The sequence below is a fragment of the Pseudomonas sp. stari2 genome (assembly GCF_040760005.1).
Lineage (GTDB): Bacteria > Pseudomonadota > Gammaproteobacteria > Pseudomonadales > Pseudomonadaceae > Aquipseudomonas.
The window spans coordinates 6,012,168-6,028,625 of sequence record NZ_CP099760.1 but is presented as its reverse complement, the minus strand read 5'-3'; the positions used below and the strand labels follow the sequence as shown (position 1 = coordinate 6,028,625).

The 16,458-nt window shown below is 60.9% G+C and carries 13 protein-coding genes; 3 read left to right on the top strand and 10 right to left on the bottom strand.

What is annotated here, in order from left to right:
• Nucleotides 1-155: 155 nt before the first annotated feature.
• From betA to betI, 3 genes are all read right to left on the bottom strand, one after another.
• On the bottom strand, nt 156-1,859 hold the full coding sequence (betA, locus tag NH234_RS27670; RefSeq protein WP_367254979.1) for a choline dehydrogenase: 1,704 nt from the start codon (nt 1,857-1,859) through the stop codon (nt 156-158).
• A 115-nt stretch (nt 1,860-1,974) separates the two neighbouring features.
• Entirely contained in the window at nt 1,975-3,447 is a 1,473-nt protein-coding gene (gene betB / locus NH234_RS27665) for a betaine-aldehyde dehydrogenase (RefSeq protein WP_085731628.1), read from the bottom strand.
• Between the two features lie 88 nt (nt 3,448-3,535).
• A complete protein-coding gene (gene betI, locus NH234_RS27660) occupies nt 3,536-4,129 on the bottom strand; it encodes a transcriptional regulator BetI (RefSeq protein WP_085731629.1) in 594 nt (197 codons plus the stop codon).
• 425 nt (nt 4,130-4,554) lie between these two features.
• Between betI and betT the strand changes: the two genes are divergently transcribed.
• Nucleotides 4,555-6,552, top strand: a complete 1,998-nt coding sequence (gene betT, locus NH234_RS27655) for a choline BCCT transporter BetT (RefSeq protein WP_085731630.1) — start codon at nt 4,555-4,557, stop codon at nt 6,550-6,552.
• A gap of 208 nt (nt 6,553-6,760) precedes the next feature.
• Here betT and choV read toward each other — a convergent pair whose 3' ends face one another.
• From choV to NH234_RS27640, 3 genes are all read right to left on the bottom strand, one after another.
• Nucleotides 6,761-7,939 carry a choline ABC transporter ATP-binding protein gene (gene choV / locus NH234_RS27650; protein WP_085731631.1) on the bottom strand — a complete coding sequence of 393 codons (1,179 nt, stop codon included), beginning with the start codon at nt 7,937-7,939 and terminating at the stop codon, nt 6,761-6,763.
• Nucleotides 7,936-8,781: a choline ABC transporter permease subunit gene (gene choW, locus NH234_RS27645; RefSeq protein WP_085731632.1), complete on the bottom strand. Its 846-nt coding sequence runs from the start codon at nt 8,779-8,781 to the stop codon at nt 7,936-7,938. The genes choV and choW overlap by 4 nt, the downstream gene beginning before the upstream one ends.
• Before the next feature lie 66 nt (nt 8,782-8,847).
• On the bottom strand, nt 8,848-9,795 hold the full coding sequence (locus tag NH234_RS27640; RefSeq protein ID WP_085709140.1) for a choline ABC transporter substrate-binding protein: 948 nt from the start codon (nt 9,793-9,795) through the stop codon (nt 8,848-8,850).
• Between the two features lie 433 nt (nt 9,796-10,228).
• Between NH234_RS27640 and NH234_RS27635 the strand changes: the two genes are divergently transcribed.
• Together NH234_RS27635 and NH234_RS27630 are read left to right on the top strand one after the other, a co-directional pair.
• Nucleotides 10,229-11,605, top strand: a complete 1,377-nt coding sequence (locus NH234_RS27635; RefSeq protein WP_085731633.1) for an L-serine ammonia-lyase — start codon at nt 10,229-10,231, stop codon at nt 11,603-11,605.
• 444 nt (nt 11,606-12,049) lie between these two features.
• Nucleotides 12,050-13,153 carry a GlxA family transcriptional regulator gene (locus tag NH234_RS27630; protein WP_065260190.1) on the top strand — a complete coding sequence of 368 codons (1,104 nt, stop codon included), beginning with the start codon at nt 12,050-12,052 and terminating at the stop codon, nt 13,151-13,153.
• Nucleotides 13,154-13,230: 77 nt separating this feature from the next.
• Here the strand turns inward: NH234_RS27630 and NH234_RS27625 are convergent, their stop codons facing one another.
• From NH234_RS27625 to NH234_RS27610, 4 genes are all read right to left on the bottom strand, one after another.
• Complete coding sequence (locus tag NH234_RS27625; RefSeq protein WP_085731634.1) at nt 13,231-13,491, bottom strand: hypothetical protein; 261 nt, start codon at nt 13,489-13,491, stop codon at nt 13,231-13,233.
• 273 nt (nt 13,492-13,764) lie between these two features.
• Nucleotides 13,765-14,928: a gamma-butyrobetaine dioxygenase gene (locus NH234_RS27620; RefSeq protein ID WP_367254973.1), complete on the bottom strand. Its 1,164-nt coding sequence runs from the start codon at nt 14,926-14,928 to the stop codon at nt 13,765-13,767.
• Nucleotides 14,929-14,952: 24 nt separating this feature from the next.
• Nucleotides 14,953-15,429, bottom strand: a complete 477-nt coding sequence (locus NH234_RS27615; RefSeq protein WP_367254971.1) for a thioesterase family protein — start codon at nt 15,427-15,429, stop codon at nt 14,953-14,955.
• 56 nt (nt 15,430-15,485) lie between these two features.
• Complete coding sequence (locus NH234_RS27610; protein WP_085731637.1) at nt 15,486-16,451, bottom strand: L-carnitine dehydrogenase; 966 nt, start codon at nt 16,449-16,451, stop codon at nt 15,486-15,488.
• Nucleotides 16,452-16,458: the final 7 nt, after the last annotated feature.

The window sequence follows — 16,458 nt, the reverse complement described above, 5'->3', positions numbered from 1 at the left end:
ATTCGGCGGGGAGGGGTGAAACGATTGCGCGAGGACTAGAGTAGGCCTGCGTGGGGGTAGGATCAAGTGAAGAGGGGGCGTAGGAGGATTTACTGTTTTAAGTCGGCTGATCGTTCCCACATTGCATGGGAACGATCACCGCCTGGTATTACGACTTACTGGGCAACAGCGCTCATATCACGCAGTGCCTTGCCTTTCACCGGCGCATCGCCAGCGACGTAGTACGGCGCCTTGCTGCGTGGCAGTGGCTGACGGCCACGGATCTTGTCGGCGATTTTCTCGGCCATCATGATCGTCGGCGCGTTCAGGTTGCCGGTGGTGATGATCGGCATGATCGAGGCATCGACCACACGCAGGCCCTGCATTCCATGCACGCGGCCCTGACCGTCCACGACCGCCATCTCGTCGGTGCCCATCTTGCACGAGCAGGACGGGTGGAACGCGGTTTCGGCGTGCTCGCGGATGAACTTGTCCAACTGCTCATCGGTTTGCACTTCGATGCCCGGGCTGATTTCGCGGCCACGGAAAGCATCCAGTGCAGGCTGTTGCATGATTTCACGGGTCAGGCGGATGCCGTCGCGAAATTCCTGCCAGTCCTGCTCGGTCGCCATGTAGTTGAACAGGATGCTCGGGTGCTGGCGCGGATCCTTGGATTTGATCTGGATGCGACCACGGCTCGGCGAACGCATGGAACCCATGTGCGCCTGGAAGCCGTGCTCTTTCACACCGTTGCTGCCGTTGTAGTTAATCGCTACCGGCAGGAAGTGGTACTGGATGTTCGGCCATTCGAATTCCGGACGGGTGCGGATGAAACCGCCGGCTTCGAACTGGTTGCTGGCGCCGATGCCGGTGCCGTTGAACAGCCATTCGGCACCGATGGCCGGCTGGTTGTACCAGAGCAGCGACGGGTACAGCGAAACCGGTTGGGTGCAGGCGTATTGCAGGTACAGCTCGAGGTGATCCTGCAGGTTTTCGCCGACGCCCGGCAGATCGTGAACAACCGGGATGTCGAGGCTTTCCAGCAGTTTCGCCGGGCCGACGCCGGAGCGTTGCAGCAGTTGCGGCGAAGCGATGGCGCCGGAGCAGACGATGACTTCTTTGCGGGCGCGGGCTTCAACGCGCTCTTCGGCAGCGCCGACCAGGTAACGCACGCCGATGGCGCGCTTGCCTTCGAACAGAACCTTGTCAGTCAGGGCGTGAGTGACGATGGTCAGGGTCGAACGCTTCTTGGCCACGTCCAGGTAACCACGGGCGGTGGAAGCGCGACGGCCTTTCGGCGTCACGGTGCGGTCCATCGGGCCGAAACCTTCCTGCTGGTAGCCGTTGAGGTCTTCGGTGCGCGGGTAACCGGCCTGTACGCCAGCTTCAACCATCGCGTGGAACAGTGGGTTGTTGCCCGCCTTCGGCGTGGTCACGCTGACCGGACCGTCGCCACCGTGGTAGTCGTTCGGGCCGATGTCACGGGTTTCCGCTTTACGGAAGTACGGCAGGCAGTCGAGGTAGGTCCAGTCTTCCAGGCCTGGCAGTTTTGCCCAGCCGTCGTAGTCCATCGCGTTGCCACGGATGTAGCACATGCCGTTGATCAGCGAGGAACCGCCGAGGCCCTTGCCGCGACCGCATTCCATCCGGCGACCGTCCATGTGTGGCTCTGGATCGGTTTCGTATGCCCAGTTGTAGCGACGACCTTGCAGCGGGAAGGCCAGAGCGGCCGGCATTTGCGTGCGGAAGTCGAAACGGTAGTCCGGGCCGCCGGCTTCGAGCAGCAGGACGGTCACGCCTTCGTCTTCAGTCAGACGGGTCGCCAGGGTGTTACCGGCAGAGCCGGCACCGACGATGATGTAATCGAATTCTTGGGACATTGAATGCACCCTCTTTGAAAGTTGGTCAGGTCAGACAGCCAGCGCTTCCCTTGTGGGAGCGGCGAGCAGACATGCCCGCGAAGGCGGCTTCGCGGGCAGCGCACGATGGCGGGTCTTAGAACACCGAGACGTAATCGCCCAGTTCAACCTGTACCGATTTGATGCGAGTGAAGTTGTTCAGCGAGCTGATGCCGTTCTCACGACCAACGCCCGACTGCTTGTAACCGCCAACCGGCATTTTTGCGTCGGACTCGCCCCAGGCGTTGATCCAGCAGATACCGGCTTCCAGTTGGTGAATCACGCGGTGGGCGCGGTTCAGGTCGCGGGTGACGATACCGGCGGCCAGGCCGAAGTCGGTGTCGTTGGCGCGGCGGATCACTTCTTCTTCGGTTTCGTAGGTCAGGATCGCCATCACCGGGCCAAAGATTTCTTCACGGACGATGGTCATGTCGTCGGTGCAGTCGGTGAACACGGTCGGAGCCACGAACGCGCCCTTGGCGAATTCGCCGTCGGTCATGCGCTCGCCGCCGCACAGAACGCGGGCGCCTTCTTCTTTACCCTTGGCGATGTAGCCCAGCACGTTTTCCATGTGAGCGAAGCTGACCAGAGGGCCGAAGTTGGTGTTTTCGTCTTCCGGGTTGCCAACGCGGATGCGGGCAACGCGCTCGACGATCTTGGCTTCGAAAGCGGCTTTCAGGTGGCTCGGAACGAACACGCGAGTGCCGTTGGTGCAGACCTGACCGGAGCTGTAGAAGTTGGCCATCATCGCGGTGTCGGCGGCGCGATCCAGGTCGGCGTCGTCGCAGATGATCAGTGGGGACTTGCCGCCCAGTTCCATGGTCACGTCTTTGAGCGACGAGGCCGAAGCGCTGGCCATGACCTTCTTGCCGGTGTCGGTGCCGCCGGTGAAGGAGACTTTCTCGATGCGCGGGTGCTCGGTCAGCCAGGTGCCGACTTCACGGCCGCTGCCGGTCAGTACGTTGAACACGCCGTTTGGAACGCCGGCTTCGGTGTAGATCTCGGCCAGTTTCAGGGTGGTCAGCGAGGTGACTTCGCTTGGCTTGAAGATCATCGCGTTACCGGCCGCCAGGGCTGGAGCGGATTTCCACAGGGCGATCTGGATCGGGTAGTTCCACGCGCCGATACCGGCGACAACGCCCAGCGGCTCGCGGCGGGTGTAGACGAATGCGGTGTCACGCAGCGGGATCTGCTCGCCTTCGATGGCGGGTACCAGGCCTGCGTAGTATTCCAGCACGTCGGCGCCGGTAACGATGTCGACGTACTTGGTTTCGGAGAAGGCTTTACCGGTGTCCAGGGTTTCCAGGGCGGCCAGTTCATCGTTGCGCTCGCGCAGGATGTCGACGGCGCGACGCAGGATGCGCGAACGCTCCATGGCGGTCATCGCAGCCCAGATTTTCTGGCCCTTTTCGGCGCTGACTACTGCGCGCTCGACGTCTTCCTTGGTCGCACGTTGCACTTGTGCGAGGACTTCACCGTTAGCCGGGTTGATGGCTTCGAAGGTGGCATCGCTGCCGGCGTCGGAGTACGCGCCATCGATGTAGAGTTTTTGCAGTTCGAAACGGGCCATAGTGTCCTCGCAAGTGCATAAGTGGTTGGCGTTGACCACCGCGATCAGGCTGCGGTGGCGTTCAGGGGCCGAGCGTTTTCTGTGTGCTCTAGCTCACCTTCTTGGCCAATTGGAAATCCATGTATTCGTAAGCGATCTGTTGCGCCTGCGCAGTGTCGAAAGCGTCTCCCGACAGCGCGCCGCGCAACCACAAGCCGTCGATGAGAGCTGCCAGTCCACGGGCGGCGCTGCGCGCATCTTCGAGCGGCAACACACGGCGGAACTCGCAGCACAGGTTGGAATACAGACGGTGATCGTTGATCCGCTGCAACCTGTGCAAAGACGGCTGGTGCATGCTGGTGGCCCAGAAGGCCAGCCAGGTTTTCATTGCCGGGCCATTGACCTGGCTGGCGTCGAAGTTGCCTTCGATGATCACCTGCAGATGCGCCCGGGGGCTGCTGTCTGCCAGCGCCTGACGGCGCGCGGTGACGTTCTCGCTGAGGACGCTCATCAGATACCGCATCGTGGCGGCAATCAGGCCGTTCTTGTCCTGAAAATAGTGACTGATGATGCCATTCGAGACACCGGCCAAACGGGCGATCAGCGCAATGCTGGCGTCCCCCATTCCGACCTGATCAACCGCCTGCAAAGTGGCTTCGATCAGTTGTTGGCGGCGGATGGGTTGCATACCGACCTTGGGCATCTTGCACATCTCCTTAGGCCTTCCGGCAGACGAAAAACGGCTGCCGGATTGAGGGCCAGTCTATTTTGTTTTGATTGAACGTTCAATCAACAAAGAATAAGATCTGCGACAAATCGTCGCTGCCTACAGCTTTTTCCTACGTGTAAGTGGCGATAAACCGACATCCGAAAATGCTCGAAACCTGCGCGGGGCAAGGCGCGGTTCGACGTTCGATGGACGTGTTGAATGGGCAAGACGCTCGAGGCCAGGTTTCGGATGAACGTCCGGACCTCGGCCACGACGGCGATTCGCGGTGCCATCTCTGCAGGTTCGGGCTTTTTTCGGGGTGTCTTTATATCACCCGCCGGTCGGCTGCCAACTAACCGATTGGTCGGGTTCCGTGTTGCCTTGTGTTCTTCTCTCGCACTGCCTGGAGCATTTGTGCCATGAGTTCTGCCTCGCTTATAAAGACCCCGCCCGAGAAGGTGACGGTCAACGGTTGGGTGTTCTACACCTCTACCGTGCTGATTCTGTTGTTGACCGCCATTCTGATCATCGCCCCGCAAGAGGCCGGCAGAATGCTGGGAGTGGCTCAGGCCTGGTTGTCCCGCAGCTTCGGCTGGTACTACATGGTGGTGATCGCCGCTTACCTGGTTTTCGTGGTGGGCCTGGCGTTTTCCTCCTACGGCAAACTCAAACTGGGTAGCAAGGACGACACCCCTGATTTCAGCTACGGCGCCTGGGCGGGGATGCTGTTCTCGTCGGGTATCGGTATTTCGCTGCTGTACTTCGGTGCCTCCGAGCCGCTGGATCACTACTTCAACCCACCGGAAGGCGCGTCGGCCACCAACCTGGCGGCACGTCAGGCTGTTCAACTGACCTTCCTGCACTGGGGCCTGCACGGCTGGGCGATCTATGCACTGGTCGGTCTGGCCGTTGCGTACTTTGCCTATCGCCACAACCAGCCGCTGGCCCTGCGTTCGGCGCTGTACCCGCTGGCGGGCGAGCGTTGGGTCAAGGGCGCGGCCGGTCACGCGGTGGACGGTTTCGGCATGTTCGTGACCCTGCTGGGTCTGGTAACCAACCTGGGGATCGGTTCGCTGCAGGTGTCCTCTGGCCTGGAAAACCTGTTCGGCATGGAGCACAGCAACACCAACCTGCTGATCGTGATCATCGTAATGAGCACCGTAGCGACCATCGCTGCCGTGTCCGGCGTGGAAAACGGCATTCGTCGTCTGTCCAACCTCAACATCATCCTGTTCAGCGGCCTGCTGATTTTCGTGCTGCTGTTTGGCCCGACCCTGCACCTGCTCAACGGCTTCGTGCAGAACATCGGCGATTACCTCAACGGCGTGGTCATGAAGACGTTCGACCTGTACGTCTATGAAGGCGACAGTGCCAAGTCCGACCGCTGGCTGGGCCTGTGGACTCTGTTCTACTGGGCATGGTGGATTTCCTGGGCCCCATTCGTAGGCATGTTCATCGCGCGGATTTCCCGTGGTCGTACCGTGCGTGAGCTGGTGGCCGGCGTGCTGCTGATTCCGCTGGGCTTCACCCTGGCGTGGCTGTCGATCTTCGGTAACTCGGCGCTGGATCTGGTGATGAACCATGGGGCGGTGGAGCTTGGCAAGACGGCGCTGGAACAGCCGTCGATGGCGATCTATCAGTTGCTGGAACACTACCCGGCGTCGAAAGTCGTCATCGGTGTATCGATCTTTGTTGGTTTCGTGCTGTTCCTGACCCCGGCCGACTCCGGTGCGGTGATGATGGCCAACCTTTCCTGCAAGGGCGGCACTGTCGATGAAGATGCGCCGCACTGGCTGCGGATCTTCTGGTCGGTCGTGATCACCCTGGTGACCATCGGCCTGCTGTTTGCCGGTAACTTCGAAGCCATGCAGACCATGGTCGTGCTGGCCGGTCTGCCGTTCTCGGTGGTGCTGGTGTTCTTCATGTTCGGCCTGCACAAAGCCATGCGTCAGGACATGCAGATCGAACAGGAGCAAGCGCAACTGGCTGAGCGCGGTCGTCGCGGTTTCAGCGAACGTCTGACGCAGCTGGATCTGCAACCGAGCCAGTCGGTGGTTCAGCGCTTCATGGACAAGCACGTTACCCCGGCGCTGGAAGATGCAGCTGCACAACTGCGTGCGCAAAGCCTGGACGTGCAGACACTGGTGGGTAAATCCAAGCGCTGCATGGGTGTGCGGGTCGAGATGGAAGAGGGTAACCCTTTCGTCTACGAAGTGAGCCTGGACGGCTATCTGGCGACCCCGACCGAATCGGCCCAGTCCGATGAAGCGCGCCAGCGTTACTACCGCGCCGAGGTTTATCTGCACAACGGCAGCCAGGATTACGACCTGATGGGCTTCACGCAGGATCAGATCACTCGCGATGTGCTCGATCAGTTTGAAAGCCATCGGCAGCTCCTTGGCCGGGTCTATAGCTAAGCAATAATGGGGCGCGGTGTTTCTGTCTGACACATCGCGTCGCGTTCTTCGCGAGCAAGCTCGCTCCCACAGGTCCCGAGGTGTTCACGCCTGTCCTTGTGGGAGCAGGCTTGCCCGCGATGGGGCCATCAGATGCAAAGATGATTCACTCGATGTCCCAAAACAAAAACGCCGCGATCCTCTCGCGGCGTTTTTGTGTCTGTGGTACTTACCCCAGGTTCTTGCCCAACAGCGCGTGATACAGCTCGCTGTCCCCCAGAATGCCGACCACTTTGTTGTTGTCGTGCAGCACCAGTTTGTTGCCGGTCTGATAACGAATCTGCAACGCATCGCGCATGCCAATGTTGGAGTCCACCAGCGTCGGACGACGATCGAGGCCTTCCACCGCTTGCCCCGGCACCCAGTTCTGCAGGTCGAGCACCGAACCGTTCTTGCGTGCACCCTTGATGGTGTTGCCTTCGGCCAGATCCAGCCACGAATCGCCACCCGGATCGAGGCACACCGAACCGTTGATGCGTTTGCAATTGTCCAGGGTGCGCATCAGGCTGCGACCGCAGAGCACGTTCAGCGGATTGGTGTGGGCAACGAAGGTGCGCACGTAGTCGTCCGCAGGATTGAGCACGATCTCTTCCGGTACGCTGTACTGAATGATCCGGCCGTCTTTCATGATCGCGATGCGGCTACCCAGTTTCAGCGCCTCGTCGAGGTCGTGGCTCACGAACACGATGGTCTTGCTCAGCTTGCGCTGCAGTTCCAGCAATTCGTCCTGCAGACCCTGACGGATCAGTGGGTCGAGGGCCGAGAACGGTTCGTCCATCAGCAGAATGTCGGCGTCCATCGCCAGTGCGCGGGCCAGGCCCACACGTTGCTGCATGCCGCCGGAAAGTTCGTTGGGTTTCTTGTTGCGCCACTGGGTCAGGCCCACCAGCTCAAGCTTGTCGTCGACCAGCTTGCGACGTTCTTTCTCGGGACGACCCTGCATTTCCAGACCGAAGCTTATGTTCTCGCGCACCGTCAGCCAGGGCATCAGGGCGAACTTCTGGAACACCATCGCAATGCGCTTGGTGCGCATCATTTTCAGTTCGGCCGGGCTGCAGGAGGCGATGTCTATCTGTTTGCCTTCGTGCTCGACGAACAGTTTGCCGCGGCTGACGGTGTTGAGGCCGTTGATGCAGCGCAGCAGGCTGGACTTGCCGGAGCCGGACAGACCCATCAGTACACAGATCTCACCTTTCTCGATATCCAGGCTGGCTTTTTCAACGCCGACAATTTGCCCGGTCTTTTTCAGGATCTCGTTACGGGTCATGCCCTGATCCAGCAGCTTGAGTGCCTCGCGCGGATCCTTGGCGAAGATAACGTCTACGTTGTCGAAGCGGATTATGCTCATGCGTCACCCCCTACTTTGGCGTCGGGTTGTTTGCAGATACGGTCGAGCATGATCGCCAGCAGTACGATCGCCAGGCCTGCTTCGAAGCCCAGGGCGATATCAGCAGTGTTCAGTGCGTTGACCACCGGTTTGCCGAGTCCGTCGGCGCCCACCAGTGCCGCGATCACCACCATCGACAACGACAGCATGATGCACTGGGTGATGCCGGCCGCGATGCTTGGCATGGCGTGGGGCAGTTCGATCCGTGACAGCAGTTGGCGACGCGAGCAGCCGAAGGCCTTGCCGGCGTCCATCAGTTCTTCCGGGACATCGCGGATGCCCAGGTAGGTCAGGCGGATCGGCGCGGCGATGGCGAACACCACTGTCGAAATCAGGCCTGGCACTACACCCAGCCCGAAGAGGGTCAGGGTAGGAATGAGGTAAACGAAGGTCGGTACGGTCTGCATCAGATCGAGTACCGGACGCATTAAAGTGTAGAACATCGGCTTGTGTGCGGCGACGATGCCCAGCGGCACGCCGATGACCACGCAGACCAGGGTCGCGAACATGACCTGGGCGAGGGTTTCCATGGTTTCCTGCCAGTACCCCAGGTTGAGGATCAGCAGGAAGGAGGCGACCACGAACGCGGTCAGGCCCCATTTGCGTTGAATGAAGTGCGCGAGTACAGCGATGAGGCCGATCAACACCAGCGGGTTGAACCAGGTCAGCGCAAACGTCACGCCGTGGATCATCGTTTCCAGTGTCACGGCGATTGCGTCGAAGGTGCTGGCGCCGTGTTGCGTCAGCCATTCAACGAAGCCCGCGATGTACTGGCCTAAAGGGATTTTCTGATCAATCAGCATGGTAGTGAACGTCCGCATGCAAGGAAATAAACAGCCCGGACGGCCGGAGCCGTCCGGCATAAGCGATTACTGATTCAGCTTGGCTTTCACGGCCTCCAGGCCTGGTTTACCGTCAATGGTGGTCACGCCAGCGAGCCAGGTATCGAGTACCTGTGGATTCTTTTTAAGCCAGGCCTTGGCGGCCGCTTCAGGCTTCATCTTGTCGTCCAGGATGTTGCCCATCAGGGTGCTTTCCATGTCGACGGTGAACTCCAGGTTTTTCAGCAGTTGACCGACGTTGCTGCATTCCTCGACGTAGCCCTTGCGGGTGTTGGTCGCGACGGTCGCCGCGCCGAAGTCCGGGCCGAAGAAATCATCGCCGCCAGTCAGGTATTGAATCTTGAAGCGCTTGTTCATCGGGTGCGGTGCCCAGCCGAGGAACACCACGGCGGTGTCGCGTTTCTGCGCACGGTCGACCTGCGAGAGCATGCCCGCCTCGGAAGATTCGACGACTTTGAAGCCGGCGTCTTTCAAGCCGAAGGCGTTCTTGTCGATCATGCTCTGGATCAGGCGGTTGCCGTCGTTGCCAGGTTCGATGCCGTAGATCTTGCCATCGAGTTCTTTCTTGAATTTGGCGATGTCGGCGAAGTCATGCAGACCCTTGTCGTACAGTGCCTGTGGCACGGCGAGGGTGTATTTGGCGCCCTTGAGGTTGGTGCGCACCACTTCGACGGTGCCGGCGTCGCGGTAGGCCTTGATGTCGTTTTCCATGGTCGGCATCCAGTTGCCGAGGAACACGTCCATGTTTTTGCCGTCGGCCAGCGACTTGTAGGTCACGGGCACGGAGATCATGGTGGTTTTGGTCTTGTAGCCGAGGGCGTCGAGCACCACGCTGGTGGTGGCGGTGGTCGCGGTGATGTCGGTCCAGCCGACATCGGAGAAGTTAACGGTACTGCACTGCGCCGGTTCTGCGGCTTGAGCCAGCAGCGGCAGACTCAGCATGGCGGCCAACAACAACGACGGGGAACCTTTCATGGATGGACTCCTTAGTGTTTTTTTTGGCAGTGTTCCGACTGGACCACCGCACTTATAGGTTGCGGTTGGATGGCGTTCTGGAGACAGCTCTACCACGGCGCCTTGCAATCGAGTCGATACGATCATGTACCAGTGAAAATCTGACGCCTACAGGGTGCGTCGTATCCAGTACAGGGATGGTCGCATCCAGTGTCGGTGACGTCGTTTACAGCTTTTTTCAGCCCCGTTTGGCCATCTGAACCGCATAAAAACGGCGAAAACACGGGCGAAAACCGGCACGGCGTTAGTGGGCATGAGTGCGTCGGTGTCAGACGCCGAGCGACCCGAAAAAAGCCTGATGATGCGGGCATTCCGGCGGATCGCAGCTTGAGCGTAGCAGCTCCGCCAGCGGGCGCTTCACGCCCCGGACGGCACTCTCAGGAGCTCTGCATCAATGGCTATCAGCGTTTTCGACCTGTTCAAAATCGGCATCGGCCCGTCCAGTTCTCACACCGTCGGGCCGATGCGCGCCGCGGCGTTGTTCGTCGAGTCTCTGCGCGACAAACACCTGCTGGAGCAAGTGCGTCGAGTCGAGGTGCAATTGTTCGGTTCGTTGTCGGCCACCGGTGTCGGTCATGGCAGCGACAACGCGGTGATCATGGGCCTGATGGGCGAGTGGCCGGACGCAATCGATCCGTCGCAGATCGGCCCACGGATCCAGGCCCTGCGCGAAACTCACACCCTTTTACTGGATGGTCGTTTGTCGGTGCCTTTTATATGGGCTCGCGACATGCGCCTGATCGACGAGAACCTGCCATTCCACCCCAACGCCATGACCCTGGTTGCCGAAGGCGATCACGGCGAGATTCATCGCGACACCTACTATTCGGTCGGCGGCGGTTTCGTGGTCGATGAAGCACAGGCGTCCAGCGGTGTGGTGGATCTGGATTGCACCGAATTGCCGTATGACTTCTCCAGTGCCGTCGAGCTGCTGGAGTTGTGCAAGCAGAACAACCTGCGTGTCGCCGAACTGATGATGGCCAACGAGAAAGTCTGGCGCAGCGAAGAAGAAATCCGCGCCGGGCTGATGAAGCTCTGGCGGGCGATGCAGGATTGCGTCGAGCAGGGCCTCAAGCACGAAGGCATTCTTCCCGGCGGCCTCAATGTGCGTCGGCGTGCGGCGAAACTGCACCGCAGTCTTCAGGAATTGAACAAGCCCAACGTGATCGGCTCGACTCTCAGCGCCATGGAGTGGGTCAACCTGTTCGCCCTGGCGGTGAACGAAGAGAACGCGGCCGGCGGGCGCATGGTCACGGCGCCGACCAACGGCGCAGCCGGGATCATTCCGGCGGTGCTGCACTACTTCATGAAATTCAGCGAAGCGGTGACCGACGCCAATGTGGTCGACTATTTCCTCGGGGCGGCGGCGGTGGGGATTCTGTGCAAGAAGAACGCTTCGATCTCCGGCGCCGAAGTCGGTTGCCAGGGTGAGGTCGGTTCGGCCTGCGCGATGGCGGCGGCGGGGCTGGCGGAAGTGCTCGGTGCCACGCCGGAGCAGTTGTGCAATGCGGCGGAAATCGGCCTGGAGCACAACCTCGGCCTGACCTGCGATCCGGTGGGCGGTCTCGTCCAGGTGCCGTGCATCGAGCGCAATGCGATTGCGGCGGTGAAAGCGATCAACGCGGCACAGATGGCTCTGCGCGGCGATGGTCAGCACTTTATTTCGCTGGACCGAGTGATCCGCACCATGCGCGATACCGGCGCCGACATGCATGACAAATATAAAGAGACTTCACGCGGTGGATTGGCGGTCAGCGCGGTCGAGTGCTGATACACCGACAGCGTCGGACCAGTCAAAACTGCGCACCAAGTGAGCATACGATATAAAACGCGCCACCTTTTGGCGCGTCGCAATCAGATAAGAGTGTTTCCCACCCGCATGGCCGGATTCGCGCTGGCTACCGTCCGTCATCCGTGCCAGCGGTGACACTGTAGGACAATCCCCCGCAGCCCTGTTCCCACAAGTGCTACCGATCTGCTCACGCACGCCGGGGCAGGGCTTTCACCGCCGCTGATGGCACTTCGAACAGCCTTTCGTCGGACGGCTTGTATAGACGCGTCGCGACGTCGTTTTCAGGAGTTATTGAACAGCCATTCAATTTTAGGCATGGCAATTGCTCTGTCATAACAAAGCCCGTCTCACGCAAGAGAACGATGGCAATAACAAGAGCCTCCGCCTGAGGCCATCACCCGCTTTGTGTGAGGAGATACCGCGATGACGTCGTTCAACTCCGGGGCTCAACCCCAGAACCGTGCGCCTCAATCCATCGGCTTTCTGCTGCTGGACAATTTCACGCTGATTTCCCTGGCTTCCGCAGTCGAACCCCTGCGCATGGCCAACCAGTTGTCCGGTCGCGAGCTGTATCGCTGGACCACCCTCACCGTCGACGGTGGCCAGGTCTGGGCCAGTGACGGTCTGCAGATCACCCCCGACGCCTCCATGCACAAAGCCCCGGCCCTAGACACCATCATCGTGTGCGGCGGCATTGGCATTCAACGCACCGTTACCCGTGAACACGTCTCGTGGCTGCAGAGCCAGGCGCGCCAGTCCCGTCGCCTCGGCGCCGTGTGCACCGGCAGTTGGGCCCTGGCCTGCGCCGGCCTGCTCGACGGCTTCGATTGCAGTGTGCACTGGGAATGTCTGGCGGCAATGCAGGAAGCTTTCCCGCGCGTTGCGATGAGCACCCGACTGTTCACCCTCGACCGCAACCGTTTCACCAGCTCCGGCGGCACCGCGCCGCTGGACATGATGCTGCACCTGATCAGCCGTGATCACGGCCGTGAACTGTCCGCCGCGATCTCGGAAATGTTCGTCTACGAGCGCATCCGCAACGAGCAGGATCACCAGCGCGTGCCGCTCAAGCACATGCTCGGCACCAACCAGCCGAAACTGCAGGAAATCGTCGCGCTGATGGAAGCCAACCTGGAAGAGCCGATCGACCTCGACGAACTGGCGGTGTACGTCGCCGTGTCCCGTCGCCAGCTCGAGCGCCTGTTCCAGAAATACCTGCACTGCTCGCCGTCGCGCTACTACCTCAAGCTGCGCCTGATCCGTGCCCGGCAACTGCTCAAGCAGACGCCGATGTCGATCATCGAAGTGGCTTCGGTTTGCGGCTTCGTGTCGACGCCGCATTTCTCCAAGTGCTACCGCGAATACTTCGGCATTCCACCGCGTGACGAGCGCGTCGGTTCCAACACCACCCAGCAGGTGGCGATGCTGCCGCTGCCGCAGGCCATCGTGATGTCGCCGCTGTCCGGGCCGATGTCGGCGTTGAGCCAGGCGCGCAACGAGTCGACCTTCGCCAGCGTGCGCCTCTAAAACGAAAGATCGCAGCCTGCGACAGCGCCTTCAGGAAAGGCACTGTCGCAGGCTGCGATCTTTTTTTCGGTCAGATATCAGGCACGGGTCTGCTGGTATTGCGCCAGGGCCGGCAGCAATTGCTTGTCGATGGCTTCGCGCACGATCGGCTGGATGCTCGCGCTGCTGGTGTACATTTGCTTGACCATGGTGCGCAGCGTATTGGCGCGCACATCGTCCAGCCCCCGCACGGCACACTCACAGGCCTGCTGGGCAGACGAGCCCGACGGTACTTCGAATCCCAACGACTTGAGTTGGCCCAACAGGTCTTCCTGATCGATCAAATCGGCATACATCATGACGCGAGTCCTTCTTTGGCAACGGAGGTCGTGACTCGATTCTGGTAGGCCTGTACAGGCACGGCAAGGGCGATTTGTCGCAGTGGCCGCGACGACTATGAACAGGTCGTTTTCGGCTAACTCGCCGGCCAGGGGAGTGGGCACACTGGCCTCAGCTCGCTTCACGAAGGTTTGGTCACCCTCGGCATGGCAGCTCCTCAACAGTACCCTCGCCCCGATCCTGTCACGGCTTGTATCGGGGCTTTTTTTGCCTGCGAATAACTCAGATGCGGTTTAGCGTTGCAACACCAGAATCCGCGACAGCAACTCGTCCCGGTCGATGTAGCAGCCCTGAAAGTGCCGTGCTCCGGTGGTCGGGTCGAACGCGTTGCGCGCGTGCAGGGTGCGGCGGTTATCGAAGCACCACAACTCGCCCGGATTGAGTCGTTGCATCACCCGGAAACGCGGTTCGCGGGTCATGGCAATGAAGCGTCGATACGCTCGATACAGCAGGGGCATCTGCTCCACGGACGTGTCGAATGCGCCGCGCAGGAAGTTGGCCATACGGATTTCCGCGACCCGGCCCAACGCATCCAGGGCGATGATTGGCGCGAGGCAGCGATAGTCGCTGTGGCGGTCCTTGTTGCGAAACTCCACCGGGATCTCGCACAGGGCCTTGAATGATGCGGGATCTTCCTGACGCAACGCTTCGGCAATCGCAAAACCGTCGACGAAAATGCTCTCGCCACCCTCGGCGTCGTTCACCAGACAATGCAGAAATTGCAGCCCCGGTTGCAGCTCGCGGGTCGGCAGGTCGGTGTGCAATGGCAGGTTGAAAGCGGTGTAGGCATTGCTGTCGGCGTCGGCCTTGGATTGCACGTTGAACAGCACGCCGAAATTGCTCTCGCGGATGAACGAAATGCGCTGGGCGATCAGCTTCAGCGAACCGGGTTCGGTGGGCACGCCGCGCACCTGGGTCAGGCCGATGTCGCGTACTGCCAGCAACCATTGCAGCAGCGCAGCGTTGTCGTTCATCAGGGCTGAATAGTCGAACACCGGCAACTGCAAATCGCTGCGCCATAGAAACGGTTTTGGCTTGTTGGCGAGGCGCTCGACACGGGATTCGTCGTCATAGGCGTGGGCCCGCAGCCAACCCGCATCGAAGCGGCTGAGGTGGCCGTCCTGCCAGTCGATGCGCAGGCAGCCGTCGGTGTCGATATGCGCGGCGGAGGGTGACAGATCCGGCGCCGCATCGACGACCTCGAACACCTGCTCGCGGGTGACGCTGTAGACGCATTGCGGACACGGGCAGTTGTCGCGCAGCCAAACGTGGTGGAACGGGCTGACGCGCCCGTCGGCCCATTCGATCAGGACACGATCCGCCAGGTTCTGCACGCCGTTCAGCGCGCTGATCAACGGATAAGTACGGAAATCGGCAACTGCGGCGGCGGTTTGCATGGCGGCTCCTTGCGATGGATGGATTTACCGGGCTGGTGGCAGGGCGATGACCCGGCCGATGTAAGCCGGGGCGGGCAGGTCGGCCTGCTCGGCGACGATGGCTTGCAGACGGCTCAGGGTGCCCGGGGTGAACGGTGCCGAACGCGGCCCGGCGAGGTCGACGTGCAGCAGCATCTGTTCGTTGCCGGCCAGTTCCTTTTCACCGCCGGCCAGGTGCAGGCTGTGATAGAGATGCAGGCGTTTCTGGTCGTGGCCGATGATCTGCGTGCGCACTTCGACCTCGGCATCGAGCTTCACTTCGTGCAGGTAGTTGAGGTGCAGTTCGAGGGTGAACAGCGAGTTTCCGCTGGCTTCGCGGTTGTTGCTGTCCATGCCGAGACGATCCATCAGGGCGTCGGTGGCGTAGCTGAAGATCAGCAGGTAGAAGGCATCGCGCAGGTGGCCGTTGTAGTCGACCCAGTCGGGGATGATTCTGGTTTGGTAGGTGGTGAGGGTGGGCATGTTTATCTCCGGGCACGAGCGCTCCCACGCTTTGCGTGGGAGCGCTCAATCTGCAATTACTCGCTGAAACTCATTCCATGCTTTTCTTTGGTGGTCTTCACCGCCTCAAGCACCGCCAGCAGACAATCATCACGATAGCGCTCCAGCGCCGAAATACTGTGCCGGCCCAGTTGATCGCTGGTGCCATCCACCACATCGTCGATCAGCTTGTCGGTCAGTTCCGGTGCCGGCAGGTACGTCCACGGCAACTGCAACGCCGGGCCGAACTGCGACATGAAGTGGCGCATGCCGGCATCGCCACCGGCCAGGGTGTAAGTCAGGAACGTACCCATGAACGACCAGCGCAGACCGGCGCCAAAGCGGATCGCATCGTCGATTTCACCGGTGGTCGCCACACCGTCATTGACCAGATGCAGCGCCTCGCGCCACAGCGCTTCGAGCAGGCGGTCGGCGATGAAGCCCGGCACTTCCTTGCGTACATGCAGCGGGCGCATGCCGAGGGATTCGTAGACTTTCATCGCGGCCTGCACGGCCTCCGGTGCGGTGTTCTTGCCGCCGACCACTTCCACCAGCGGCAACAGGTAAACCGGGTTGAACGGGTGGCCGACCACGCAGCGCTCCGGGTGGCTCGAGCTCTCGTAGAACTCGCTCGGCAGCAGGCCCGAAGTGCTGGAGCCAATCAGCGCGTTCGGCTTGGCCGCTGCGCTGATCTTGCTGTGCAGGTCCAGTTTCAGTTCGAGGCGTTCCGGGGCGCTTTCCTGGATGAAGTCCGCATCGCGCACGCACTCTTCGATAGTCGTCACAAAACGCAGGCGATCCTGCGAGGCGCCCGGCGCCAGGCCGTTTTTCTCCAGCGCGCCCCAGGCATTGGCCACGCGTTTGCGCAGGGCCGCTTCGGCACCCGGCGCCGGGTCCCAGGCCACCACGTCGAGGCCATGGGCGAGGGCGCGGGCGACCCAGCCGCTGCCGATGACGCCGCTGCCCAGCGCTGCGAAGGTTTTGATTTCGGTGATAAAGCTCATGGTCACT

Coding starts and splice junctions, on each gene's coding strand:
- choW (WP_085731632.1), bottom strand. CDS start 8,781: ATGCTGATTGATCAGAAAATCCCTTTAGGCCAGTACATCGCGGGCTTC.
- NH234_RS27635 (WP_085731633.1), top strand. CDS start 10,229: ATGGCTATCAGCGTTTTCGACCTGTTCAAAATCGGCATCGGCCCGTCC.
- betA (WP_367254979.1), bottom strand. CDS start 1,859: ATGTCCCAAGAATTCGATTACATCATCGTCGGTGCCGGCTCTGCCGGT.
- NH234_RS27620 (WP_367254973.1), bottom strand. CDS start 14,928: ATGCAAACCGCCGCCGCAGTTGCCGATTTCCGTACTTATCCGTTGATC.
- betT (WP_085731630.1), top strand. CDS start 4,555: ATGAGTTCTGCCTCGCTTATAAAGACCCCGCCCGAGAAGGTGACGGTC.
- NH234_RS27640 (WP_085709140.1), bottom strand. CDS start 9,795: ATGAAAGGTTCCCCGTCGTTGTTGTTGGCCGCCATGCTGAGTCTGCCG.
- betB (WP_085731628.1), bottom strand. CDS start 3,447: ATGGCCCGTTTCGAACTGCAAAAACTCTACATCGATGGCGCGTACTCC.
- betI (WP_085731629.1), bottom strand. CDS start 4,129: ATGCCCAAGGTCGGTATGCAACCCATCCGCCGCCAACAACTGATCGAA.
- NH234_RS27610 (WP_085731637.1), bottom strand. CDS start 16,451: ATGAGCTTTATCACCGAAATCAAAACCTTCGCAGCGCTGGGCAGCGGC.
- choV (WP_085731631.1), bottom strand. CDS start 7,939: ATGAGCATAATCCGCTTCGACAACGTAGACGTTATCTTCGCCAAGGAT.
- NH234_RS27615 (WP_367254971.1), bottom strand. CDS start 15,429: ATGCCCACCCTCACCACCTACCAAACCAGAATCATCCCCGACTGGGTC.
- NH234_RS27625 (WP_085731634.1), bottom strand. CDS start 13,491: ATGATGTATGCCGATTTGATCGATCAGGAAGACCTGTTGGGCCAACTC.
- NH234_RS27630 (WP_065260190.1), top strand. CDS start 12,050: ATGACGTCGTTCAACTCCGGGGCTCAACCCCAGAACCGTGCGCCTCAA.